The 25,131-nt window shown below is 60.5% G+C and carries 22 protein-coding genes; 12 read left to right on the top strand and 10 right to left on the bottom strand.

Translation table 11 applies throughout. From position 1 onward, the window contains the following. On the bottom strand, positions 1 to 1,398 hold the full coding sequence (locus QOM08_RS27050; protein WP_188251432.1) for a COG3014 family protein: 1,398 nt from the start codon (positions 1,396 to 1,398) through the stop codon (positions 1 to 3). Positions 1,399 to 1,709: 311 nt separating this feature from the next. On the opposite strand from QOM08_RS27050, the gene QOM08_RS27045 reads away from it, so the two are divergent. Continuing rightward, complete coding sequence (locus QOM08_RS27045; RefSeq protein WP_047226108.1) at positions 1,710 to 3,608, top strand: FTR1 family protein; 1,899 nt, start codon at positions 1,710 to 1,712, stop codon at positions 3,606 to 3,608. Between the two features lie 108 nt (positions 3,609 to 3,716). Next, positions 3,717 to 4,172, top strand: a complete 456-nt coding sequence (locus tag QOM08_RS27040) for a YaiI/YqxD family protein (protein WP_047226107.1) — start codon at positions 3,717 to 3,719, stop codon at positions 4,170 to 4,172. A gap of 119 nt (positions 4,173 to 4,291) precedes the next feature. On the opposite strand, the gene elbB is transcribed toward QOM08_RS27040, so the two are convergent. Beyond that, on the bottom strand, positions 4,292 to 4,960 hold the full coding sequence (gene elbB, locus QOM08_RS27035) for an isoprenoid biosynthesis glyoxalase ElbB (protein WP_173407496.1): 669 nt from the start codon (positions 4,958 to 4,960) through the stop codon (positions 4,292 to 4,294). A 123-nt stretch (positions 4,961 to 5,083) separates the two neighbouring features. Here elbB and QOM08_RS27030 point away from each other — a divergent pair, with 123 nt between their 5' ends. After that, on the top strand, positions 5,084 to 6,319 hold the full coding sequence (locus tag QOM08_RS27030) for a sterol desaturase family protein (protein WP_316912330.1): 1,236 nt from the start codon (positions 5,084 to 5,086) through the stop codon (positions 6,317 to 6,319). Here QOM08_RS27030 and QOM08_RS27025 read toward each other — a convergent pair. Further along, positions 6,300 to 6,923: a DedA family protein gene (locus QOM08_RS27025; RefSeq protein WP_047226104.1), complete on the bottom strand. Its 624-nt coding sequence runs from the start codon at positions 6,921 to 6,923 to the stop codon at positions 6,300 to 6,302. The two genes, QOM08_RS27030 and QOM08_RS27025, sit on opposite strands and share 20 nt — an antisense overlap. Before the next feature lie 205 nt (positions 6,924 to 7,128). On the opposite strand from QOM08_RS27025, the gene hemB reads away from it, so the two are divergent. Both hemB and ppk1 read left to right on the top strand, forming a co-directional pair. Beyond that, positions 7,129 to 8,142, top strand: a complete 1,014-nt coding sequence (gene hemB / locus QOM08_RS27020; RefSeq protein WP_316912329.1) for a porphobilinogen synthase — start codon at positions 7,129 to 7,131, stop codon at positions 8,140 to 8,142. A gap of 17 nt (positions 8,143 to 8,159) precedes the next feature. Next, positions 8,160 to 10,382, top strand: coding sequence for a polyphosphate kinase 1 (gene ppk1 / locus QOM08_RS27015; RefSeq protein WP_076383067.1), 2,223 nt, complete (start codon positions 8,160 to 8,162; stop codon positions 10,380 to 10,382). A gap of 144 nt (positions 10,383 to 10,526) precedes the next feature. Here the strand turns inward: ppk1 and ppx are convergent, their stop codons facing one another. The 5 genes from ppx to QOM08_RS26990 form a co-directional block, all read right to left on the bottom strand. Beyond that, the gene (gene ppx / locus QOM08_RS27010; protein WP_047226101.1) at positions 10,527 to 12,029 is read right to left on the bottom strand and encodes an exopolyphosphatase; all 1,503 of its coding nucleotides are present in this window, start codon (positions 12,027 to 12,029) and stop codon (positions 10,527 to 10,529) included. 177 nt (positions 12,030 to 12,206) lie between these two features. Continuing rightward, positions 12,207 to 12,944, bottom strand: a complete 738-nt coding sequence (locus QOM08_RS27005) for an amino acid ABC transporter ATP-binding protein (protein WP_188251431.1) — start codon at positions 12,942 to 12,944, stop codon at positions 12,207 to 12,209. Continuing rightward, positions 12,931 to 13,581: an amino acid ABC transporter permease gene (locus QOM08_RS27000; protein WP_076383065.1), complete on the bottom strand. Its 651-nt coding sequence runs from the start codon at positions 13,579 to 13,581 to the stop codon at positions 12,931 to 12,933. The genes QOM08_RS27005 and QOM08_RS27000 overlap by 14 nt, the downstream gene beginning before the upstream one ends. Then, positions 13,578 to 14,246: an amino acid ABC transporter permease gene (locus QOM08_RS26995; RefSeq protein WP_092452819.1), complete on the bottom strand. Its 669-nt coding sequence runs from the start codon at positions 14,244 to 14,246 to the stop codon at positions 13,578 to 13,580. The genes QOM08_RS27000 and QOM08_RS26995 overlap by 4 nt, the downstream gene beginning before the upstream one ends. Before the next feature lie 21 nt (positions 14,247 to 14,267). Further along, the gene (locus tag QOM08_RS26990) at positions 14,268 to 15,053 is read right to left on the bottom strand and encodes a transporter substrate-binding domain-containing protein (protein WP_139048906.1); all 786 of its coding nucleotides are present in this window, start codon (positions 15,051 to 15,053) and stop codon (positions 14,268 to 14,270) included. Positions 15,054 to 15,306: 253 nt separating this feature from the next. On the opposite strand from QOM08_RS26990, the gene QOM08_RS26985 reads away from it, so the two are divergent. From QOM08_RS26985 to QOM08_RS26960, 6 genes are all read left to right on the top strand, one after another. Then, positions 15,307 to 16,014, top strand: a complete 708-nt coding sequence (locus QOM08_RS26985; protein ID WP_047226096.1) for a FadR/GntR family transcriptional regulator — start codon at positions 15,307 to 15,309, stop codon at positions 16,012 to 16,014. A 120-nt stretch (positions 16,015 to 16,134) separates the two neighbouring features. Further along, positions 16,135 to 16,464, top strand: a complete 330-nt coding sequence (gene trxA, locus QOM08_RS26980) for a thioredoxin TrxA (RefSeq protein WP_047226095.1) — start codon at positions 16,135 to 16,137, stop codon at positions 16,462 to 16,464. A gap of 242 nt (positions 16,465 to 16,706) precedes the next feature. Then, positions 16,707 to 17,966: a transcription termination factor Rho gene (gene rho / locus QOM08_RS26975; protein ID WP_025216061.1), complete on the top strand. Its 1,260-nt coding sequence runs from the start codon at positions 16,707 to 16,709 to the stop codon at positions 17,964 to 17,966. Positions 17,967 to 18,088: 122 nt separating this feature from the next. Then, entirely contained in the window at positions 18,089 to 19,555 is a 1,467-nt protein-coding gene (gene ubiD / locus QOM08_RS26970) for a 4-hydroxy-3-polyprenylbenzoate decarboxylase (protein ID WP_039590257.1), read from the top strand. Continuing rightward, positions 19,555 to 20,523, top strand: coding sequence for a CDP-6-deoxy-delta-3,4-glucoseen reductase (locus QOM08_RS26965; protein ID WP_047226093.1), 969 nt, complete (start codon positions 19,555 to 19,557; stop codon positions 20,521 to 20,523). Before ubiD ends, QOM08_RS26965 begins: the two co-directional genes overlap by 1 nt. 344 nt (positions 20,524 to 20,867) lie before the next feature. Beyond that, the gene (locus QOM08_RS26960; RefSeq protein WP_047226092.1) at positions 20,868 to 21,536 is read left to right on the top strand and encodes a gamma-glutamylcyclotransferase; all 669 of its coding nucleotides are present in this window, start codon (positions 20,868 to 20,870) and stop codon (positions 21,534 to 21,536) included. On the opposite strand, the gene glpT is transcribed toward QOM08_RS26960, so the two are convergent. Together glpT and QOM08_RS26950 are read right to left on the bottom strand one after the other, a co-directional pair. Then, on the bottom strand, positions 21,512 to 22,861 hold the full coding sequence (gene glpT, locus QOM08_RS26955; protein ID WP_047226091.1) for a glycerol-3-phosphate transporter: 1,350 nt from the start codon (positions 22,859 to 22,861) through the stop codon (positions 21,512 to 21,514). The genes QOM08_RS26960 and glpT overlap by 25 nt on opposite strands. 694 nt (positions 22,862 to 23,555) lie before the next feature. Then, positions 23,556 to 24,533 carry an NADPH:quinone oxidoreductase family protein gene (locus QOM08_RS26950; RefSeq protein WP_316912328.1) on the bottom strand — a complete coding sequence of 326 codons (978 nt, stop codon included), beginning with the start codon at positions 24,531 to 24,533 and terminating at the stop codon, positions 23,556 to 23,558. A gap of 150 nt (positions 24,534 to 24,683) precedes the next feature. Between QOM08_RS26950 and QOM08_RS26945 the strand changes: the two genes are divergently transcribed. Continuing rightward, a complete protein-coding gene (locus QOM08_RS26945) occupies positions 24,684 to 25,091 on the top strand; it encodes a flagellar basal body-associated protein FliL (RefSeq protein WP_047226193.1) in 408 nt (135 codons plus the stop codon). Positions 25,092 to 25,131: the final 40 nt, after the last annotated feature.

Here is a 25,131-nt window from a genome sequence, read left to right as displayed (position 1 = left end):
TTAAGGTTGCTTGATGCTGGCGACGGCGGTCGGGTTGGTGCTCGGGATCACCTGGGCGGCCAGGCCACCGGCGAAGACCTGATTGCCCACCGCCCGCAGGCTGATGACCTGGTAACGCTGATCGACGGTGACCTTGACCACCGAACCGCCCACCGCATTCGGCAAGGTGACCTGGTGTTCACCTTTTTTCAGGCGCAGACGCACCACTTGGGTGTAGTCCGGCAGGGTGCGCCAGGTCCGGGTGTCCGCGCCTTCCAGCACGGCCGAGGTCAGGCCCACCGCGAGGCCGGCCAGGGGATTGGTTTCGTTGATCTGTTTTTGCGCCACGCCACGGGTGATCGCGCGCACGGTTGTGCGCAGGATGATGCCGGGCATGTCGTCGCGCAGGGCGCGGCGGGACATTGCTGTGGTGCTGTTGAGCTGGGTCAGGTCCAGTTGACGACCGTCGACACCGATTTGAGTGAACGTGGCGGTGGAGGTGTCAGGCTTGATCAGGGGGAATGACAGTGGCGTGATCACCACATTGCCGCTGATGGGCAGGGGCAGGGGAATGCGGATCGAGTCCCGGGACGGCGCCAGGCCGCTCTGCACCACAATCAGGATGTCGCTTTCATCCTTCTTGCCAGCGGGCTTGTCGAGGTTGATCAATGCCTGCTCCAGCAACGGCGTATTCGGACGCAGTTCGGCGGCTTTGCGATAACCCGGAGCGGCCAGGTCTTTTTCGCCCAAGGCTTCATAGACGAACCCGGCCAGGTAATGGCTGAACGCACTCTGATAGCTGTTTTTCAGGCTGATCACTTCCGGCGCGTCGAGGCTGGCCACCGGGTAGCCCTGCAGGTCCTTGTACTCGGTCTTGACCCCTTGCTTCTCGGCGTCTTCCTCGCGCTTGAGGTATTCCTTGTCCCGCAGGTCGGCAATAACCGCTTCGCGCTCGTGGGTTTTCTTGATCTGCATCCGCGCGCCGTCGAAGTCGTTCACGGCCAGCTGGTTCAGGGCCATCTGCGTGGTCAGCATGACCTTTTCGTAGTCATAGCCTTCGTAGCGTCGAACTTTATCGTTGACCAGAAAGCTGCCGAATTGTGCCAGATATTTGCCTGTGTCGAGCTTGACTGCATCTTCCCACTGACCCACCTGCTGATCGGCGCTGGACCAGGCAGCCTGACTGCCGGGCAGGTCGCCCTTGGCGCGCAACAGTTCGCCTTTTTCGAAGAAATACAGCAGGTCTTTGTCTTGGCTGGTGTTGTTTTTCTCCAGCAGGGTCAACGCCGCGTCGACGTTGCCGGAAGCCAGTTGCTGATTGGTCTGGGCCAATTCGCTGTCGTAGTTGCGAAACGCAGAGCAGCCAGACAACAAGGTGATCGCGCCGAGGGCGATCGAAAGAGCGGCACGGGATGCCATGAATACTTCTTCCCTGAGGTATCAGCCGGGGGTGCGGGTCGGGCTGGGACGATCCACGGACGAGCGCCGGGCGCTGTCGGTTCCTCATAACCGGAGGAGCTTTTATGCCTTCGGACAATAAGAGGGCGGCGGGATTATAAACATGGCCGTTGGCTATGTAATGGCTTTTTAATCTCGTAATGCGGTTTTTGTGACATCACTTCCAAGCGTGAAGATCCGATGAAATCTGCTTCAGAAACACATCAACCCTTGAGTCAAGGTCATTGGAAGTGAACAATGTGTTACTTCTTATTTCCATCTGAGAGTCATTCATGACTGCCCCGTACCGTTTTCTGGCCTGGCTAGCGCTGCCGTTGTTTGCGCTATGCAGCGCCAATCTATTGGCCGACACCCTGGAGGGCGCCCCCCAGGCGCTGCATTTACTGGATTACATCGGGGCGGATTATCCGGCGACGGTGCAGGCGGGCAAGGTTGTCGACGAGTCTGAATACCGCGAGCAACTGGAATTTACCCAGCGCCTGGAAGGGCTGATCGTTGCGCTGCCAGCCAAACCTGAAAAAGCAGAGCTGACACAAGGCGTCGGCGCCTTGCGCAGCGCCATCACCGCGCATCAGGACGGCGATGAGGTCGCCCGCCTGGCGCGGCAACTGGGGGCCCGACTGGCGGTGGCGTATGAGGTCAGTCAGGCGCCGGTGATCACCCCGGACCCGGCCCGCGGTGCGCCGCTGTATGCGCAAAATTGCTCGGTGTGCCACGGTGACAGCGGGGCTGGCGACGGTCCTGCCGGTGTCGGCCTGGAGCCTGCACCCGCCAACCTGCGCGATGGGGCGCGCCTGGATCATCTGAGTCTCTACGCGATCTACAACACGCTTGGCATGGGCGTCGAAGGCACTGACATGCCGGCCTTTGCCGATCAGCTCGACGACCGTCAGCGCTGGGACCTGGCGACGTACATCGCCAGCTTCAGCGCCGATCCGGCGGCCGCTAAAAGCGGACAGACCTTTAACCTCGCTGATCTGGCGCGCCAGACACCGGCCGAAATCCTCGCGGCGCAGGGCCCTGAAGCGGCAGCCACCTTTCGCGCCCAGCGTGCCCAGCCGCCACAAGTGCAGCGTGGCCCGGCGCAGTTGCTCGACTACACCGCCACCACCCTGGACAAGAGCATCGCGGCGTATCGCGCCGGTGATCACGACCAAGCCTATGACTTGTCGGTAGCCGCTTACCTGGAAGGTTTCGAGCTGGTGGAAAGTTCGCTGGATAACGTCGATGCCAATGTGCGCAAGGACACTGAAAAAGCGCTGATGGCCTACCGTCAGTCGTTGCAGGATGGCTTGTCGGTCGAGCAGGCCGAGCAGCGCCTGGACGCGGCCAAGGCCAAGCTGACGGAGTCGGCGAATTTGCTGGGTGGCGACGGTTTGAGCTGGTCGTTGAGTTACATCTCGGGCTTGCTGATTCTGCTTCGCGAAGGGCTGGAAGCGATTCTGGTGCTGGCGGCGATCCTGGCGTTCCTGCGCAATACCGGTCAACAGTCAGCGGTTCGCAGCGTCAACGTCGGTTGGGGGCTGGCGCTGCTGGCTGGTCTGGCGACCTGGGGGCTGGCCGCCTATGTGATTGACGTCAGCGGCGCCCAGCGCGAATTGCTCGAAGGCGCAACGGCCTTGTTTGCCAGTGTGATGGTGCTGTGGCTGGGTGTGTGGATGCACGACCGACGTCACGCGGCGGCCTGGCAGGATTACATCAAGAGCAGTCTGGTGGGCGGCGGCGGACGTTTCGGTTTTGCGATCCTGGCGTTTTTCTCGGTCTATCGCGAGCTGTTCGAAGTGATCCTGTTCTACGAAACCCTGTGGCTGCAAGCCGGTCCCGCCGGGCATGATGCCGTGTTGGCTGGCGGCGCCACGGCGCTGGTGCTGTTGGTGGGGTTGGCCTGGGTGATTCTGCGCGGCTCGGCGAAACTGCCGCTGGCGTTGTTTTTCAGCATCAATGCCGGATTGCTCTGCGCGCTGTCGGTGGTTTTTGCCGGTCATGGCGTGAAGGCGCTGCAAGAAGCCGGGATCTTTGGCACCCGTCCGGTGGCGTTCTTCGATTTCGACTGGCTGGGCATTCACGCCGATGCTTATTCCTTGGCCGCCCAAGTGGTGGCGATCGTGGCCATTTTGGTGTTGTACGGGCGCAGTCGGGTGGCGGAGAAGCGTAGGGTCCAGGTTTCCTGAACAGCATTCGCTGCGCTCATAATCGCGGGCAAGCCTTGCTCCCACAGTCAGTATTCGCCTGTGAGAGCAAGGCTTGCCCGCGATGCTTTTAATTAGAGGAAAAACTCAATGCGTGTATGGATCGACGCCGACGCCTGCCCCAAGGCCGCGAAGGAACTGGTGGTCAAGTTCGCCTTGAAACGCCGCTTCGAAGTGGTGCTGGTGGCCGGCCAACCGCAGATCAAGCCGGCCTTGGCCTGCGTGAAGCTGATCGTGGTGCCCAGCGGGCCTGACGCGGCGGACGATTACCTGGTGGAGCATGCCGTACCGGGTGAGCTGGTGATCTGCAGCGACGTACCGTTGGCTGACCGGCTGGTGAAGAAGGGGGTTGCGGCACTGGATCCGCGGGGCAAGGAGTTCGATGCGCAGAACATGGGTGATCGGCTGGCGGTGCGCAACCTGTTCACCGACTTGCGTGAGCAGGGCCATATGGGCGGCGGGCCGGCAGCGTATAGCGAGCGGGACAAGCAAGGGTTCGCCAATGCGCTGGATCGGATACTGACGCGCTTGGCCCGAACTTCCTGAGTCTGCTCGGACCTCTTGTGGGAGCGAGCCTGCTCGCGATGACGGTGTGTCAGCAAACAGATACATCAACTGAACTGACGCCTTCGCGAGCAGGCTCGCTCCCACATTGAAGGGTGGTGTTACTCGTCATTCTCGTGAGTCAACTCCAGCACCCGGTCCACCAGTTTATTGATCCCCGAAGCCGCTTCGCTGATGTTCTGCGCCAGCATGTAGGCCGGCGTGCTGACCAGCTTGCGCGCAGTGTCTTCGACGATATCGGTGACAGCGCAGTCTTCGTGGATGCCGCCCATTTTGGTAACGGCGGCGGCAGTGTCGGTATCTGTGCCAATGGTACAGGTCACCCCCGGACCATAGATTTTTGCCGCCAGGGCCGGGGAAATGCAGATCAGCCCCACCGGTTTTCCGGCCTCGGCAAAGGCTTCGGTCAGCGCCAGAACCTCAGGCTGGACGGTGCAGCCCGCGCCTTCGACGGCAAAGTTGGAGAGGTTCTTCGCCGCGCCGAAACCGCCAGGCACGATCAGCGCGTCGAAGTCCTCGGCGTTGGCTTCGCGCAAATCCTTTACATTGCCCCGAGCGATCCGGGCGGACTCCACCAGCACGTTGCGGCTCTCGGGCATCTGCTCGCCGGTCAGGTGATTGATGACCTGCAGCTGCGCGATGTCGGGGGCGAAACACTGCACCTGTGCGCCGCGCTGGTCGAGGCGCAGCAAGGTGATCACGCTTTCTTGGATCTCTGCACCGTCATACACGCCACAGCCGGAAAGGATCACTGCAACTTTTTTGCTCATGGGCTTTTCTCCAGATTCATGGCGTTAAATGTCCACTAATTTGTCACTCGTTGCCATAGGGTTATCGAGCAGCTACACCTAATCTGCCGACTATCTCCCTGCTTTGTCTGCTCGGGTTGCGTCATGAATTTCATTCTGTATGCCGTGCCGTTTTTCTTTGTGCTGATTGCCGTCGAGTTGCTGGCCGACCGCTGGCGGGGTGTGAGCCATTACCGCGTGGCAGACGCCATCAACAGCCTGAGCACCGGCGTGCTCTCCACCACGACCGGTTTGCTGACCAAGGGCGTGGGGTTGGTGACCTACGCGTTTGCCTTGGAACACCTGGCCGTTATCCACTTGTCTGCCGACCAGGCCTGGGTCTGGGTATTGGCCTTCGTGTTCTACGACTTCTGTTATTACTGGCTGCACCGCATGGGCCATGAGCGCAACATCCTCTGGGCGGCCCATTCGGTCCATCATCAGAGCGAGGACTACAACCTCTCCACGGCGTTGCGCCAGACCAGCACCGGGTTTGTGTTGAGCTGGATTTTCTACCTGCCGCTGGCGGTGGCCGGCGTGCCGCTGGTGGTGTTCGTCAGCGTGGCGGCGTTGAATCTGCTGTATCAGTTCTGGGTCCACACCCAACACATCCCCAAGCTCGGCTGGCTGGAGTGGTGTTTCGTTACGCCGTCCAATCATCGCGCCCACCATGCACAGAACCCTCTTTACATGGATCGCAATTACGGCGGGGTGTTCATTATTTGGGACCGTCTGTTTCGCACCTTTCAGGAAGAAGACGCTAACGAACCGGTGATTTTTGGCGTGACCACGCCGCTGGCGAGCTGGAATCCGTTGTGGGCCAACCTGCAGTTCTATGTGCAATTGTGGGCGGATGCGCGACGGGCAGAGCGCTGGCGAGACAAGCTGCGGATCTGGTTTATGCCCACCGGTTGGCGTCCGGCGGATGTGGCGGCGCGGTACCCGCTGAGCAAGCCGGACCTGAGTCAGTTCCGCAAATTCGAGGTGCCGCTGGACGGTCGCCAGCAGTGGTACGTGGCGTTGCAGTTCTGTACCTACATTGCGCTGGGCAGTTACTTGATGAACCTGGAGAACAGCCTGTCGGTTGCTGCCCTGGTGTTGGGTTGGGGCACGGTGGCGCTGGGTTTGTTTGTGTTGGGCGTGGCCCTGGAGAATCGCCCGTGGGCCCTGAGGCTGGAGCTGTTGCGGCTGGTCCTGAATTTACCACTGGTGTGGCTGGCGCCGCTGGTGGGTTTGTGGCCGGCCAGCCCCGTGGCCTGGGTTGGGTTGCTCAGCTACAGCCTGCTCAGTGGCATCGGGCTGTATTGCTGTCGCAGCCGGGTCACTCGGCTGGCGTCGTAGGCTCGTGGGTCCTGGCTTGCTCCAGCCGTTCGGCTTCGAGGACTTTCCTGGCCAGCCGTGCATTCTTGATACGTCGACGCAGCCACAGGCATAGCCCCAGCACCAGCAGGGCACCGAGTACCCACAACTCATATTTCTTGATGCTGCCCAGCATGCCTTCGAGCACCGCGCCGAAGTGGTACGCGGCGGCGGCCAGGGCAGTGGCCCAGATCGCCGCGCCGATACCATTGAGCAACAGATAGCGGCCCGGCGGATAGCCCGACAGCCCGATGGCCACCGGCATGACTGTGCGCAAGCCGTAGACGAAGCGAAAACTCAGGACCCAGATGTCCGGATGCCGGCGAATGTGCTCCAGCGCCCGATCGCCCATCAACTGCCAGCGAGGTTTTCGCGCCAGTAGCCTGCGGCCGTGCTTGCGCCCCATGAAGTACCACAACTGATCGCCCGCGTAGCTGCCGCAGAACGCCACCACCACCACCAGATTGATGTCCATGTAGCCACGGAACGCCAGGAAGCCTGCGAGCACGAGGATGGTTTCGCCTTCGAAGAACGTGCCGATAAACAAGGCCAGGTAGCCGAAGTCATGGAGAAATTGCTGGAGCATTGTCTGGGTGCTGGCGAAATGAACGCGCAGCCTAACCCTTCGGACACATTCAGGAAAGTATCGAGATGTGTCTCGACGTGAACATTTCCTGCAACGACAATGACTGCGACGACGGGACGCAGGTGCACATATCTGTCATCTGTTCGTCATAATGGCCGTCTATAACTGTCACGCTCGCCCGTCAGCGCGGGCTCAGGAGTCTGCCGTGAGCTTTACCCCCGCCAATCGTCTGTTCCCCGCTACCCGTCTGCGTCGCAATCGCCGTGATGAGTTCTCTCGTCGGCTGGTGCGTGAAAACGTGCTGACCACTGATGACCTGATCCTGCCGGTGTTCGTGCTGGACGGTGAGAACCGTCGCGAGGCCGTGGCATCGATGCCCGGGGTAGAGCGCCTGACCATCGACCTGTTGCTTGAAGAAGCCGCCAAGTGGGTCGAGCTGGGTATTCCGGCGCTGGCGCTGTTCCCGGTCACGCCTGCCGGGCTCAAGTCCCTGGACGCCGCCGAAGCCTGGAACCCCGATGGCATCGCCCAGCGCGCGACCCGTGCCCTGCGTGCCCGTTTCCCGGAACTGGGCGTGATCACCGACGTGGCGCTGGACCCGTTCACCACGCATGGGCAGGACGGCATTCTCGATGAAGAAGGCTATGTGCAGAATGACATTACCGTCGATGCACTGGTCAGGCAGGCGTTGTCTCACGCCGAGGCCGGTGCCCAGGTGGTGGCGCCGTCGGACATGATGGACGGTCGCATCCAGGCGATCCGTGAGGCGCTTGAAGTGGCCGGTCATGTCAATGTGCGGATCATGGCCTACTCGGCCAAGTACGCCAGCGCCTATTACGGCCCGTTCCGTGATGCGGTCGGCTCGGCGCTGAATCTGGGCAAGGCCAACAAGGCCTCTTATCAGATGGACCCGGCCAACAGCCAGGAAGCCTTGCACGAAGTGGCGGCGGACTTGTCAGAAGGGGCTGATATGGTCATGGTCAAGCCGGGCATGCCTTACCTCGACATTCTTTGCCGGGTCAAAGACGAATTCAAAGTACCGACCTTTGTCTATCAGGTCAGCGGCGAGTACGCCATGCACATGGCGGCAATCCAGAACGGCTGGTTGGGCGAAGGAGTGATCCTTGAGTCCTTGACCGCTTTCAAACGTGCAGGAGCTGATGGCATCCTGACTTACTTTGCTGTGCGCGCCGCCCAATTGTTACGAGAGCAGAAATAGCCTCCCAGGAACTTGTGATGAATACCGAAGGACTCTCTGAAGTTGCCGTAAAAGACGCTCAGCCCGTGGTCGAGCAGGTCGCCGAAACACCGCCGGAGCATGAGGCCGTGCCTACGCCGCCGGTGGTGCCCGAGGCCCCCGTGGCCCCTGCGATTGTCATTCCCAACCTGGATGACAGCAGCCTGTACATCCATCGCGAGCTGTCGCAACTGCAGTTCAACATCCGCGTGCTGGAGCAGGCGCTGGACGAGTCCTACCCGCTGCTGGAGCGGCTCAAGTTCCTGCTGATCTTTTCCAGCAACCTGGACGAGTTCTTCGAGATTCGCGTCGCCGGCCTGAAAAAGCAGATCACCTTCGCCCGTGAACAGGCCGGTGCCGACGGCCTGCAGCCGCACCAGGCTCTGGCCCGCATCAGCGAGCTGGTCCACGGCCACGTTGACCGCCAGTACGCGATTCTCAATGACATTCTGTTGCCCGAACTGGAAAAGCATCAGGTTCGCTTCATTCGTCGGCGCAACTGGAACACCAAGCTCAAGACTTGGGTGCGCCGCTATTTCCGCGACGAGATCGCCCCGATCATCACCCCGATCGGCCTCGACCCGACGCACCCGTTCCCGCTGCTGGTCAACAAGAGCCTGAACTTCATTGTCGAGCTCGAAGGTATCGACGCCTTCGGTCGCGATTCCGGCCTGGCGATCATCCCCGCGCCACGCTTGTTGCCGCGCATCATCCGCGTGCCGGAAGACGTCGGCGGCCCCGGTGACAATTATGTGTTCCTGTCGTCGATGATCCACGCTCACGCCGATGACCTGTTCCAGGGCATGAAGGTGAAGGGTTGCTACCAGTTCCGCCTGACCCGTAACGCCGACCTGTCGGTAGACACCGAAGACGTCGAAGACCTGGCCCGCGCCCTGCGCGGCGAGCTGTTCTCGCGCCGCTACGGTGATGCGGTGCGCCTGGAAGTGGCCGACACTTGCCCCAAACACCTGTCCGACTACCTGCTCAAGCAGTTCAACCTGCATGAGACCGAGCTGTATCAGGTCAACGGTCCGGTCAACCTGACCCGACTGTTCAGCATCACCGGTCTGGACAGCCATCCGGAACTGCAATATTTGCCGTTCACGCCGCAGATCCCGAAGTTGCTGCAAAACAGCGAGAACATCTTCAGCGTGATCAGCAAGCAGGACATCCTGCTGCTGCACCCGTTCGAGTCGTTTACGCCCGTGGTCGACCTGCTGCGCCAGGCGGCCAAGGATCCCCACGTATTGGCGGTGCGCCAGACCCTGTATCGCAGCGGCGCCAACTCGGAAATCGTCGACGCCCTAGTGGACGCGGCGCGTAACGGCAAAGAGGTCACGGCGGTGATCGAGTTGCGGGCGCGCTTCGATGAAGAGTCCAACCTGCAACTGGCCAGTCGTCTGCAAGCGGCCGGTGCGGTGGTGATTTATGGTGTGGTCGGCTTCAAGACCCACGCCAAGATGATGCTGATCCTGCGGCGCGAGGCCGGCGAGATCGTGCGTTACGCCCACCTGGGCACCGGCAACTATCACGCCGCCAACGCCCGTCTGTACACCGACTACAGTCTGCTGACCTCCGACGATGCCTTGTGCGAAGACGTCGGCAAGCTGTTCAGTCAGTTGATCGGCATGGGCAAGACCCTGCGCATGAAAAAACTGCTGCACGCGCCGTTCACCTTGAAAAAGGGCATGCTCGACATGATTGCCCGGGAGACGCAGTTCGCCCTGGACGGCAAGCCGGCGCACATCATCGCCAAATTCAACTCGCTGACCGATCCGAAGATCATCCGCGCGTTGTACAAGGCCAGCCAGTCGGGCGTGCGCATCGACCTGGTGGTGCGCGGCATGTGCTGCCTGCGGCCGGGTATCCCGGGGGTTTCCCACAACATCCATGTACGCTCGATCATCGGCCGCTTCCTGGAACATACCCGGGTGTTCTACTTCCTCAACGGTGGGGAGGAGCAGATGTTCCTGTCCAGCGCCGACTGGATGGAGCGCAACCTCGACAAGCGCGTCGAGACCTGCTTCCCGGTGGAAGGCAAGAAGCTGATCCTGCGGGTCAAGAAGGAGCTGGAAAGCTACCTCACCGACAACACCCACAGCTGGAGCCTGCAATCGGACGGTCGCTATATCCGCAACACGCCGACCGGCAACCAGAATGCCCGCAGCGCCCAGGCGACATTGCTGGAGCGCTTGGGCAGCCCATTGCTGACGGTTCGTTAAGAGGTAGAGGCAGGCTTAGCTTTTGTGGCGAGGGAGCTTGCTCCCGCTGGGCTGCAAAGCGGCCCTGAATTCTTGGGAGGGCTTCGCCCTCCAGCGGGAGCAAGCTCCCTCGCCACAGGGATTGCAGCTCACTCCAGTGAGCAATCAGTGGATGTTCAGCACGATCCCGACTCGGGTAAGCCATTCAGCTTCCTGGGCGAAGTCGGCCTGGGTCAGTTGGTTCTCTTCCAGCCAGCCCTCGGGAAACAGCACATCCAGTTGAGCTCCGTCGGCGCGCAGGACCACCTGGGGCATTTCCTGGGTACCGCGGATGTGGTGGAACAGGATCGCAAAGCGCAGCAGCACGCACAGACGAATCAGTTTGATGCCGTCATTGCCGAACTCGGCGAATTTATCCCTGGGAATATTGCGCCGGTGGCCACGCACCAATAGCGCGAGCATCTGCTGGTCTTCGCGGGAGAAGCCTGCCAGGTCCGAATGCTCGATCAGGTAGGCGCCGTGTTTGTGGTAGTGATAGTGGGCGATGTCCAGGCCCACCTCATGCACCTTGGCGGCCCAGCCCAGCAATTCGCGCCAGACCCCGTCGTTCAGATCCCAGTCGTCGGCCACTTGGTCGAAGGCGTGCAGCGCCTTGCGTTCGACCCGTGCGGCCTGTTCCTGATCGACGTGGTAACGCTCCATGAGCGAGCCCAGGGTGCGCTCACGGACGTCTTCATGGTGATGGCGCCCGAGTAGGTCATAGAGCACGCCTTCGCGCAGGGCACCCTCGCAGTGGTCCATGCGTTGCAGTTCGAGGGCGTCGAAAATCGCTTCGAGGATCGCCAGGCCCGCCGGGAAAATCGCCCGGCGGTCAGGCTTGATGCCTTCGAAATCGATCTTGTCCGAGTCGCCGAGCTTGAACAGCCTGCGCTTGAGCCAGGCCAGGCCTTCAGCGTTGACCTCGCCAGTGCCATGGCCGCCGGCCTTGAGGGCCAGGCCAATGGCGCGAATGGTGCCCGAGGAGCCAATGGCTTCATCCCAGGTCAGGCGGTGCAGGGCATGTTCGATGCTCATGATTTCCAGACGAGCCGCCGTATAGGCCTGGGCGTAGCGCGCCGGGGTGATCTTGCCGTCGCGGAAATAACGCTGGGTGTAGCTGACGCAACCCATTTGCAGGCTTTCGCGCAGCAGCGGCTCGAAGCGCTGGCCAATGATGAATTCGGTACTGCCGCCACCGATGTCCGCCACCAGGCGTTTGCCCGGTGTGTCTGCCAGCGTATGGGAGACACCGAGGTAAATCAGACGAGCTTCTTCACGCCCGGAAATGACTTCCACCGGATGGCCGAGGATCTCTTCGGCGCGGTGGATGAATTCGCCGCGGTTGCGCGCCTCGCGCAATGCGTTGGTGCCCACGATCCGTACCGCGCCCAGGGGCATGCCGTTGATCAGTTGGGCGAACCGCTTGAGGCAATCGAGCCCGCGCTGGATGGATTCTTCGCTCAGCTGGCGCTCTTCGTCGATGCCGGCGGCCAGTTGGACCTTCTCGCCGAGCCGCTCAAGAATTCGGATTTCCCCGTTCTGGGCCTTGGCGACGACCATGTGGAAGCTGTTGGAGCCCAGGTCTATGGCTGCGATCAGGGACAGATTCTTGGCTTGGGATGGCGGCATGGTCAAAAAGTCTCGGTCGATAACCTTGCCATCCTGCCACGATCAACCGCTTACGCCAACGCAAAGGCGATCGCTTCGCGTCAATCGCGAGCAGGCTCGCTCCCACAAGTGACCGAGTCGCGATCAAAGTGGGAGCGAGCCTGCTCGCGATGAGGCCAGAAACGGCGCAACAGAACCTCAGGTCGCCGACTCGACCGTCCCGATAAAATTCGCCAGTTCCACCGTCTGCGGATCGGCGAACAGCACCTTGGGGTCCCCCGTCTCATGCACCTTGCCCTGGTGCATGAACACCAGCTTGTCCCCTACTTCACGGGCGAAGCGCATCTCGTGGGTGACCATGATCAGGGTCATGCCGTCCTTGGCCAGCTGTCGCACCACGCCGAGCACTTCATTGACCAGTTCCGGGTCCAGGGCGGAGGTGATTTCGTCGCACAGCAGGACTTTTGGCGACATCGCCAGGGCGCGGGCGATGGCGACCCTCTGTTGCTGGCCGCCGGACAGGCGGTCCGGAAAGGCGTCGAATTTCTCCCCGAGTCCGACTCGCTCCAGCATCTGGCGTGCCAATTCAGCCGCTTTGGCCTTGGGTACTTTTTGAACAACCTGCGGCGCGAGCATCACGTTCTCACCGACGGTCAGGTGCGGGAACAGGTTGAATTGCTGGAACACCATCCCGACTTTCTGCCGCAGGCTGCGCAGATCGGCGCGACCGGCGTCGAGGTATTCACCGTCGACTTCAATCACGCCGTCGTTGATCGACTCCAAACCATTGAGGGTGCGCAACAGGGTGGATTTGCCCGAACCGCTGCGACCGATGATCGCCACGACCTGGCCTTCCTCGACGCTCAGGTCGATGCCTTTAAGCACGTGGTGATCGCCGTAGTATTTATGCAGGGCGGAAATTCTAAGCAGAGGCATGCAGTCTCCTTTCCAGGTAGCGCGCACTGAGGGACAAGGGGTAGCAAAGCAGGAAGTAACCGAGGGCCACCAGGCCGTACACCATGAACGGCTCGAACGTGGCGTTGGCGAGCATGCCGCCGGTCTTGGTCAGTTCGGTAAAGCCAATGATCGAGGTCACTGCCGTGCCCTTGACCACTTGCACCGAAAACCCCACGGTCGGCGCCACGGCGATGCGCAAGGCCTGGGGCAGGATCACGTAGCGCAACTGCTCCAGCGGGTTGAGGGCCAGGCTCGCCGAGGCTTCCCACTGGCCGTTGGATATCGCGTCGACGCAGCCACGCCAGATCTCCGCCAGATAGGCACTGGTAAACAGCGTCAAGGCAATTGCCGCTGCCATCCACGGCGAGATTTCCACCCCGGCCAGGGCGACGCCGAAGAACACCAGGAACAGCTGCATCAACAGCGGTGTGCCCTGGAACAGCTCGATGTAGGTGCGAGCAATATTACGAGGCAGGGCGCTTTTGGAAATGCGCAGCACCATCACCAGCAAGCCGATCACGCCGCCCCCGATAAACGCCACCAGCGACAATGCCAGGGTCCATTGCAGGCCCGTGAGCAGGTTGCGCACCACGTCCCAGAAAGTGAAATCGCTCATTGGCTGCTCCTGGCAATGTAGCGGCGCCCCACCCAGTTCAGGAACTGGCGGATCAACAGCGCCATGCACAAGTAGATCAGCGTGGTCAGTGCATAGGTTTCGAACGCGCGGAAATTACGGGACTGAATGAAGTTGGCGGCAAAGCTCAGCTCTTCGGTGGCGATCTGCGAGCAGACCGCCGAGCCGAGCATCACGATGATGATCTGGCTGCTCAGGGCCGGCCAGACCTTGCCCAGCGCCGGCAGCAGCACCACATGACGAAAGGCTTCGAAACGGCTCATCGCCAGGGCCGCGGCGGCTTCCAGCTGCCCACGCGGAATGGCCTGGATGCCGGCGCGGATGATCTCGGTGGAGTAGGCGCCGAGGTTGATCACCATCGCCAGTACCGCTGCCTGCCATTCGGATATCTGCAAGCCCAGGGACGGCAGGCCGAAGAAAATGAAAAACAGCTGCACCAGGAATGGCGTGTTGCGGATCAGCTCCACGTACACGCCGAAGATCGCCGCGAACGGACGAATATGCCACGCCCGCACCACGGCACCGACGATGCCCAGGCCAACCCCGAGCAGCGCGCCGATGGCCGTCAACTCCAAGGTGAACAAGGCACCGCGCAACAGCAGCTCGGTGTTCTGCACCACCGGCATAAAATCGAACTGATAAGCCATGCTCAACCTCTCAGGCGACGGTCAGAGATCGGCCGGCAGCGGCTGCTTGAGCCAGGTCTGGGAGTTTTTCTCCAGGCTGCCATCGGTCTTGGCAGTGGCCAGGATCTGGTTGACCTTGTCCAGCAGCGCCGGCTCGTTCTTGTTCACGCCCACATACACTGGCGAATCCTTGAGTTTTACTTTCAGCGCCGGGACGCGCTTGGGGTTGCGTTCGCTGATCGCGACCATCACCACGTTGCCGCTGGCGATCAGGTCCACCTGACCGGCCAGGTAGGCGGCGATGGTCGAGTTGTTGTCTTCAAAGCGTTTGATCGTGGCGCCTTGGGGAGCGACCTTGGTCAGCTCGATGTCTTCGATGGCGCCGCGGGTGACGCTGATGGTCTTGCCCTTGAGATCGTCCAGGCCATTGATGGCGGCCTCGGGCGGGCCGAATACCGCGAGGTAGAACGGCGCGTAGGCGCTGGAGAAGTCGATGACTTTTTCACGCTCGGGGTTCTTGCCCAGGCTGGAGATCACCAGGTCAACCTTGCCGGTGGTCAGGAACGGAATGCGGTTGGTGCTGTTGACGGGGGTCAGTTCAAGCTTGACCTTGAGCTGATCGGCCAGCAGTTTCGCGGTGTCGATGTCCAGGCCGCGCGGCTTCATGTCCGGGCCAACCGAGCCGAACGGCGGGAAGTCCTGGGGGACTGCGACTTTGAGGGTGCCACGCTTGACCACGTCTTCCAGGCCGTCCGCTTGAGCGGGCAGATGAGTGAGCATCAGGCTGGCGAACAGGGCGGTAAGCAGGGCGCTGTAACGCTTGATCATGGCGAATCTCCGCATCGGTGATGTGATTTCTGCGTTCGGACAGAGCACAGGCCATGCCAAGCTGGTTTTTAATCTGCCAAAGCCACGGTTTTACTGGTGGGATGAGGTCTTACTGGTCTGAACAGTTGCGCCGCGTTTCGCACCGTTATCGAGCGTTGGTATTTGCCGCCGAACCCAAGTGGAGCACGACTTGCCGGGCGCGGCGTTTAGCTTTACAACTGGTCGCTCACTGGCCCGGTTCGTCTGAAAAACCATGAATTCCATCTCTCGCGCAGTGCCCGAAGTGGCGCTGCAAGCCATCCGTAAACTGATCGTCGATGAAGGCTTCGCTCCCGGGGATGCGCTGCCGTCGCAACGGGACCTGGCGTTGCAACTGGGGGTGAGTCGCGCCTCGCTGCGTGAAGCGCTTTCATCGTTGAGTGCGCTGGGCGTCATCAGCGTACAGCCGGGCAAGGGTGTGTTCGTGCAGTCGTCGGTGGAGGTTTCGCGCAGCGAACTGGCCCCGGGCTGGCCGTTCGCGGCCCAGGCTTCGCCGGTGGATATCTTCCAGTTGCGTTATGCCCTGGAGGGTTTCGCGGCCGGGTTGGCGGCGGTGACGTTGAGCGCCGATGAACTCGACACATTGGAGGACAACGTCGAGGCCATGCGTCGGGAGCTCAAGGCAGGGGATTTCGACGCAGCGGCGCGGCTGGATTTCGAGTTCCATCGGCGCATCCTGCAGGCCAGCGGCAACCAGGCGATGCTGAGTATTCTCACCGCCAGCGCCGACATCTTCCTGGAGAGCCAGAAACTGCCGTTCATCAGGGCGGAGCGGGCGATGGAGACCTGGCAGGAGCATCGCAAGATCCTTCGGGCCCTGGCCCGTCGCGCTTCGGGTGGCGCGCAAAAAGCCATGCAGGAACACGTACGTAACGCCGCACTGCGCACCGGAATTTCCTTCGTGGCCCCGGCTGCCCCATGACGGGCGTCATACCCAAATACATCGGACACCATAGCGAGACTCAATCAACTGCGGCTTCCTGAACCCGGTAAGGGCAGCTATGATGGGCCACGTTTTTTTGCTGACAATCCCGGAGATTCCATGAGCAGCGATCTGATCAAACATGTTAGCGACGCTAGCTTCGAGGCTGACGTACTCAAGGCCGAAGGCGCGGTACTGGTCGACTATTGGGCTGAGTGGTGCGGTCCATGCAAAATGATCGCCCCGGTCCTGGACGAAATCGCTGACACCTACGCTGGCAAGCTGACCATTGCCAAGCTCAATATCGACGAGAATCAGGAAACCCCGCCCAAGTATGGCGTGCGTGGTATCCCGACGCTGATGCTGTTCAAGAACGGTAATGTCGAAGCCACCAAGGTTGGCGCACTGTCGAAGTCGCAACTGGCTGCTTTCATCGACGCCAACATCTAAGCGCCGAATGCTGTTGAAAAAGCCCCGCTAATCGCGGGGCTTTTTTCGTTACTCGGGGCTAGACGCTCGCAAACTCAGGTGTTACATTCGGCCCCGCACTGGTTTCTCCTTTGCCCCCTGCAAGCCGTCGCCGACGCACTCCTTTCGAATAAGTACGCGATCCTGTCGCCTTCTCCGCGGCGCGGCCTCATTAAGCCAAAAGCTTAATTTCCCCCCTCCATAAATGATTACGTCATTCCTATATGAATCTGACTGAACTCAAGCAAAAGCCGATTACCGAACTGCTCGAATTGGCCGAACAGATGGGCATAGAAAATATGGCCCGTTCGCGCAAGCAGGACGTGATTTTCTCCCTGCTCAAAAAGCACGCGAAAAGCGGCGAGGAAATCTCCGGTGATGGCGTGCTGGAGATTCTCCAGGACGGCTTCGGCTTTCTCCGCTCCGCAGACGCTTCCTATCTTGCCGGCCCAGACGATATCTACGTCTCGCCGAGCCAGATCCGTCGTTTCAACTTGCGCACCGGTGACACCATCGTTGGCAAGATCCGCCCTCCGAAGGAAGGCGAGCGTTACTTCGCGCTGCTCAAGGTCGACACGATCAACTTCGATCGTCCGGAAAACGCGAAGAACAAGATTCTCTTCGAGAACCTGACCCCGCTGTTCCCGACCGTGCGCATGAAGATGGAAGCCGGTAACGGTTCCACCGAAGACCTCACCGGCCGGGTCATCGACCTGTGCGCACCTATCGGCAAGGGCCAGCGCGGTCTGATCGTGGCGCCGCCGAAAGCGGGCAAGACGATCATGCTGCAGAACATCGCGGCCAATATCGCTCGTAACAACCCTGAAGTTCATCTGATCGTGCTGCTGATCGACGAGCGTCCGGAAGAAGTGACCGAGATGCAGCGCACCGTGCGCGGCGAAGTGGTTGCCTCGACGTTCGACGAGCCGCCGACCCGCCACGTGCAGGTTGCCGAAATGGTGATCGAGAAGGCCAAGCGCCTGGTCGAACACAAGAAAGACGTGGTGATCCTGTTGGATTCCATCACCCGTCTGGCCCGTGCCTACAACACCGTGATCCCGAGCTCCGGCAAGGTGCTGACCGGTGGTGTCGATGCCCACGCCCTGGAGAAACCGAAACGTTTCTTCGGCGCCGCGCGCAACATCGAAGAAGGCGGCTCGCTGACCATCATCGCCACCGCGCTGGTTGAAACCGGCTCGAAGATGGACGAAGTGATTTACGAGGAATTCAAAGGCACCGGTAACATGGAACTGCCTCTGGATCGCAAGATCGCTGAAAAGCGCGTCTTCCCGGCCATCAACATCAACCGTTCCGGCACCCGCCGCGAAGAGTTGCTGACCGCCGACGACGAGCTGCAGCGTATGTGGATCCTGCGCAAGCTCCTGCATCCTATGGATGAAGTCGCTGCCATCGAGTTTTTGGTCGACAAGTTGAAGCAGACCAAGACCAACGATGAGTTCTTCCTGTCGATGAAACGCAAGTAATCGATCAGGCAGGGCAGCAAAGCCGGGGAAACCCGGCTTTTTGCTATCCGTGCATTCACTATTTTGAACGGGCGGCGTTAAACTCGGGCCCCCGAACGCCACGGCTACCATGAGGCTTTTGCATGCAGTATCGCGACTTGCGCGACTTTATCAGCGGTCTGGAACAGCGCGGCGAACTCAAGCGCATCCAGGTGCCGGTGTCCCCCGTACTGGAAATGACCGAGGTCTGCGACCGTACGCTGCGAGCCAAAGGCCCGGCGCTGTTGTTTGAAAACCCGACCGGTTATGACATCCCGGTGCTGGGCAACCTGTTCGGCACGCCGGAGCGCGTGGCCTTGGGCATGGGCGCCGAAGCCGTCAGCGAATTGCGCGAGATCGGCAAGCTGCTGGCGTTTCTCAAGGAGCCTGAGCCGCCCAAAGGCCTGAAGGATGCGTGGTCCAAGCTGCCGATTTTCCGCAAGATCATTTCCATGGCGCCGAAAGTCGTCAAGGACGCCATCTGCCAGGAAGTGGTGATCGAAGGCGACGATGTCGACCTGGCAATGTTGCCGGTGCAGACCTGCTGGCCGGGCGACGTGGGGCCGCTGATTACCTGGGGCCTGACCGTCACCAAAGGTCCGAACAAGGATCGTCAGAACCTCGGTATCTACCGTCAGCAGGTCATTGGCCGGAACAAGGTCATCATGCGCTGGCTGAGCCACCGTGGCGGTGCACTGGATTACCGGGAATGGTGTGAAAAACATCCTGGGCAACCGTTTCCGGTGTCCGTGGCCCTCGGCGCGGACCCGGCGACCATTCTCGGCGCTGTCACGCCAGTGCCTGACAGCCTCTCCGAATATGCTTTCGCCGGGCTGTTGCGTGGCAACCGCACCGAACTGGTGAAATGCCGCGGCAACGACCTGCAAGTGCCGGCCACTGCCGAGATTATTCTTGAAGGCGTGATCCATCCCGGCGAAATGGCCGATGAAGGTCCGTATGGCGACCACACCGGCTACTACAATGAAGTCGACAGCTTTCCGGTGTTCACCGTCGAGCGCATTACGCATCGGATCAAGCCGATTTACCACAGTACCTACACTGGCCGTCCGCCTGATGAGCCGGCCATTCTCGGGGTGGCTCTGAACGAAGTGTTCGTGCCGATCCTGCAGAAGCAATTTCCCGAGATCACCGACTTCTACCTGCCGCCGGAAGGCTGCTCTTACCGCATGGCCGTGGTGACCATGAAGAAGTCGTACCCGGGGCATGCCAAGCGAGTCATGCTGGGGGTCTGGTCGTTTTTGCGACAGTTCATGTATACCAAGTTCGTTATTGTCACTGACGACGATATCAACGCACGAGACTGGAACGACGTGATCTGGGCTATCACCACGCGCATGGACCCCAAGCGTGACACGGTGATGATCGAGAATACGCCGATCGATTACCTCGACTTTGCCTCGCCGGTGTCCGGCCTGGGGTCGAAGATGGGACTCGATGCCACGCACAAATGGCCCGGTGAAACCACCCGTGAGTGGGGCCGGGTGATCGTCAAGGATGAAGCCGTTACCCAACGGATCGATGCCATCTGGAATCAGTTAGGAATAGATTGATGCGTGTAACCTTGCAGCCTTCCGGGGCGGTGTTGGATATCCGGCCCGCCGAGCGGATTCTCGATGGCGCGCGACGCCTGGGCTACGAGTGCCCGCAAAGCTGCCGCAATGGCAACTGCCATGTCTGTGGTGCGCTGTTAGTGGAAGGCCGCGTGAAGCAGGCGGGTGAAGTGCGCGATCACGGTGAGATTTTCACCTGCATTGCCGAGCCCCTGGAGGACTGTGTGGTGCTCTGGGATGGCGTGCTGTCACCGGGCGAGTTGCCGGTGCGCAGCCTGGCGTGCCAGGTCACTGAATGCGCCGACGTGGGCGGTGATGTCTGGCGAGTACGCCTGCGCGCGCCAGCGGGCAAGCCGCCGCGCTATCACGCGGGGCAGTACCTGATGATCGAGCGGGAAAATGGCGAGAAATCGGCGTTTTCCCTGGCCTCGGCGCCGCATTCGGGGCGCGAGCTGCAATTGCACGTATTAGTGCGCGAAAACAGTGCGCAGACATTGTTGGAGCAACTTCAGCGTAACCCCAATGTGCGCATCGAAATGCCCTTTGGCGACACCCATTTGTCCGAGTTGCCGGAGGGCCCACTGGTGTTGATTGCCGCCGGTACCGGCATGGCGCAGATGCACAGCCTGATCGAACATTGCCGCGCAGCGGGTTTCAAACACCCGGTGCATCTGTATTGGGGTGTGCGGCGTCCGGAAGATTTCTATGAAATCGAGCATTGGGATGAGTGGAAAAAACTGCCGAACCTGTATCTGCACAAAGTCGTCAGCGACCTGTGCGGCTGGACAGGTCGTTGCGGGATGCTTCACGAAGCTGTGTGCGAGGACATCAGCAATCTCAAGGATGTGCATGTCTACGCCAGCGGTTCGCCGGCCATGATCTATGCCACGCTCGATGCCTTGGTAGAAGCCGGAATGGACGCCCACCAAATGCGCGCCGACGTGTTTGCCTATGCGCCGCGCTCTTGAGCCGCGCTCTTGAGCGGCTCTTGAGCGGCTCTTGAAACTTGATTGAGGTCTGTTTTTTGTAGCAAGAGAATTTCAGCTTTGTGGGAGCAAAGCTTGCTCGCGAAACAGGCACCTCGCTCTCTGAAAGACTGCATCGCTCTCATCGCGGGCGAGCCTTGCTCCCACAGGGTCATATACCTGGCGATATATCGATTCGATATTTAGTACGCGCGGTGGATGTCGTTAAGGTATATGCCTGAGTTCCAGGCATTCATGGCATCCAACTTGCCTTGATTCTGATCAGCGTCAGTGTCATGACGGCGCTACCCCACTTCCGACCCGCGAGGAGCCAACTGCTACCGGCCATGACCGCTATCGAATCCGCCTTTGCCAGCGCCCCATACCCGCCACGCCTCGACCTGGGGCCGCAGCTGACCCATGAGCAGCTGCGCACGTCGATGCAATCGACCATGAGTCTGCACCAGGGCGGGCCAGTGTGGTTGTTCGCTTATGGTTCGTTGATCTGGCGGCCGGAATGCACGGCGGTGGAACGGGTGCGCGGCCGCGTCCACGGTTATCATCGCGGTTTGTATTTGTGGTCTCACGAACACCGTGGCACTCCGGAGTTGCCGGGGCTGGTGTTTGGACTGGATCGCGGCGGTTCGTGCAGCGGTTTTGCCTATCGATTGCCGCAGGACAATCTTGAGGATTCGTTGTTCGCCCTATGGCAGCGCGAGATGCCGTTCCCGTCCTATCGTCCGCACTGGCTCAGTTGCCGTCTCGAAGATGGCAGCCGGGTGCAGGCCTTGGGGTTTGTGCTGGAGCGGCACCTGCCCAGCTATGCCGGCAACTTGCCGGATCATGTGCTGAGCCAGGTGTTCGAAAGCGCCTGTGGGCGCTATGGCACCACTCGCGATTATGTCGAGCAGACCATCCACGCCCTGCGCAGCCACGCCATGCCAGACCGGAATCTGGAGGCGCGGCTCAAACGCTGTAAATCAGCCCTGGATCAGGCCACCGCTTCGCGGCTCTGACTGGCGATTTGCTTGTGCCACAAGGTTGGCGCGAGGAACGCCATCGCCAGCAGGCAAGCACCCACCAGCAATACAAAACCACCGTTCCAGCCGAAATGGTCCACCGTGTAGCCCATGGCAGCACTGGCCGCGACCGAGCCGCCCAGGTAGCCAAACAGGCCTGTGAACCCGGCAGCGGTGCCGGCGGCTTTCTTTGGCGCCAGCTCCAGCGCCTGTAAACCAATCAGCATCACCGGGCCGTAGATCAGAAAGCCAATCGAAACCAGGGCGATCATGTCCACGGTCGGGTTGCCGGCCGGGTTCAGCCAGTACACAAGTGTCGCCACGGTCACCAGCGCCATGAACACCATGCCCGTCAGGCCACGGTTGCCGCGGAAGATTTTGTCCGACATCCAGCCGCACAGTAACGTGCCGGGGATGCCTGCCCACTCATACAAGAAGTACGCCCAGGAGGTTTTATCCACCGTGAAGCCTTTGGCTTCCTTGAGGTAGGTGGGCGCCCAGTCCAGCACGCCGTAGCGCAGCAGGTAAACAAAGACGTTTGCCATGGCGATGTACCAGAGCATTTTGTTGCGCAGCACGTACTTGACGAAGATTTCCTTGGCGCTGAACTCGTTCTCGTGACTGGCGTCGTAGCCTTCCGGGTAATCGTTCTTGTATTTTTCGATCGGCGGCAAGCCTACCGATTGCGGGGTGTCGCGCATGGTCGCGAAGGCAAACAGCGCCACCAGTAGCGCCACGGCCGCCGGTACATAAAACGCCGCATGCCAGTCATTGAACCAGCCCATCCCAAGCAGGAACAACGGCCCAATCAAGCCACCGCCGACGTTATGCGCCACGTTCCAGACGGACACCACACCGCCGCGTTCTTTCTGCGACCACCAGTGCACCATGGTCCGGCCACTGGGTGGCCAACCCATGCCCTGGGCCCAGCCATTGATGAACAGCAGGATGAACATCATGGTTACGCTGGATGTTGCCCAAGGCGCGAAACCGAAAATGAACATCACCCCCGCCGAGACCAGCAAACCGAATGGCAGGAAATAGCGCGGGTTGGAACGGTCGGACACCAGGCCCATCAGGAACTTCGAAAGCCCGTAGGCGATGGCAATGGCCGACATGGCCAGGCCCAACTGACCCCGGGTGTAGCCCTCGTCGATCAGGTATGGCATGGCCAGGGAGAAGTTTTTGCGCAGCAGGTAATAACCGGCGTAGCCGATGAAGATGCCGGCGAAAATCTGCCAGCGAAGGCGTCGGTAGGTGCTGTCTATTTTTTCTTCAGGCAGGGGCGCCTGATGTACGGCAGGACGAAAGAAAGCAAACATTCAAGGGCTCCAGATTCTTGTTATGACTGCGGATGCGAATGTTACAGTTTCGTTACCGAAAATAGCATCGCTTCTCATCACTTAAACAATGGGAATTTCCCTGAATGAATGTTCTTAAATGAACATGTCGCTCAGACATACGCCGATGGCGTTGTAGGAATTGCCTTGTAAGGTCTCTTTACTCCTGCACTCCATCGTTGCGGGACAAGAAAGTAGGAAACGTCCTTCAACCAACACAGAAGTCTCGCCATTCAACTAATGAGCCTCGCTCTTTACACTTCACGTTTCTGCCGGAGCTGGCATTCAGGTGAGGAACGGTATGAGGGGGTGTGCTGTGATGCTGCTGTGCTTGGGCAGTGCGAGTTGGGCCGCTCAGGTTTTATGGGTGCCCGAGAACAATCCCGAGCCAGCCTCCCCGGCAGCGCAGACGCAAGCCGTGGAATCGTTGGAATTCCATCCGGAGGGCGAGCCGATCGATGCAGACAAATTGGCCGAGGCCTGGAAGTGCTCGGACATCAACGTGCATGGCGCCAACCATGGGTGCAGAAGTTGCGCTCGTTCCATTACACGCGCCGCTACGTGTCCGATGTGTTTTTCGGCAAGTAGATGCCGGGCGCCGGGCGTTTTGCCTTGATCGCCAGATTCAATCGTCACGCGGTCCGCCGCTTTTGGCACCCGGACCGCTTGATTGACTTCAACGCACCTGCACCACCACCTTCCCCACAGCCTTGCGCTGGCCCAGGTCATTGATCGCCTGGGCGGCGTTGCTCAATGGATACACCTGCGAGACCAGTGGCTTGAGCTTGCCTTCGGTGAACCAGCTAAACAATTGCTGGAAGTTGGCGGCGTTGTCCTGGGGTTGGCGTTGGGCGAAGGAGCCCCAGAACACGCCGACCACGGCGGCGCCCTTGAGCAGGGCCAGGTTTACGGGCAGCTCGGGGATGCGTCCGCTGGCAAAGCCGACCACCAATAGCCGGCCGTTCCAGGCGATGGCGCGAATGGCCTGGTCAAACAGATCGCCGCCCACCGTGTCGTAAATCACATCGGCGCCCTGGCCGTCGGTGAGGCGTTTGATTTCATCCTTGAGGCTGGTTTCGCTGTAGTTGATCAGTTCGTCGGCACCGGCAGCCTTGGCCACGGCCAGCTTCTCTGCACTGCTGGCGGCGGCAATCACCCGGGCGCCCATGGCCTTGCCGATCTCCACGGCCGCCAGGCCGACGCCGCCCGATGCACCGAGCACCAGCAGGGTTTCGCCGGGTTGCAGGTTGGCCCGTTGCTTGAGGGCATGCATCGACGTGCCGTAGGTCATGCTGAAGGCGGCGGCGGTGTTGAAGTCCATGGACGAGGGGATGGGCAGCACGTTGTAGCCTGGCACGGCCACCTGTTCGGCAAAGCTGCCCCAGCCGGTCAACGCCATGACCCGGTCACCGACCTTCAGGTGGCTGACCTTTTCGCCCACGGCGCTGATGACGCCCGCTGCTTCGCCGCCGGGGGAAAACGGGAAGGGTGGTTTGAATTGGTATTTGCCCTCGATGATCAGCGTGTCAGGGAAGTTCACGCCGGCGGCATGCACATCCAGCAGCACTTCGTTCTTCTTCGCGACGGGGCTGGCGACGTCTTCCAGCACCAGCGATTCGGCAGGACCGAATTCTTTGCACAGCACGGCTTTCATCAGGGCTATTCCTTTGGGAGTGATGGCCGATAAGTGTAGGTGTGAGAGTCAATGGGTCAACGAGCATGCCCTGCCCTGATAGCCGGCCATAAGCTTGTGCTTGAACGGCGGGTCGGTATGCTGGGCCGCAAACCGTATGAGGAGTCGAATGTGAAAGCGTGGATCATGTTGATGCTGGCCCTGTCGTTGCCTGTGACGGCAATGGCCGAGGAAGCCAAAGAAGGCGAGGCGCCGAAGGTCAGTTACATCACCCTCAGCCCGCCGTTCGTGGGCAACTATGGCTTGGACGGCTCGGCAAAGCTGAGGGTGTACAAGGCCGATGTGGCCCTGCGTGTCACGGGGGATGCCGCCGCTGCGGCGGTGAAGGCCAACGAGCCGCTGATCCGTAATCAGCTGGTTGCGCTGTTCGCCCAACAGACCACCGAGGCCATGAACAATATCGAAGCCAAGGAAAAACTGCGTCAGGAAGCCTTGAAGCAGACCCAGCAGATCATGAACGACGAAACCGGCAAGCCGATGGTGGATGACCTGTTGTTCAATAACCTGATCATTCAATAAACCCGCTCGATCGCAGCCTTTGGCAGTGCCCGGATCCCCA

Origin of the sequence: Pseudomonas sp. P105, from assembly GCF_032614175.1 — a bacterium.
Lineage (GTDB): Bacteria > Pseudomonadota > Gammaproteobacteria > Pseudomonadales > Pseudomonadaceae > Aquipseudomonas > Aquipseudomonas rhizophila.
The sequence above is the reverse complement of the archived record's forward strand: the minus strand, read 5'-3'. Positions and strand labels throughout refer to the sequence as shown.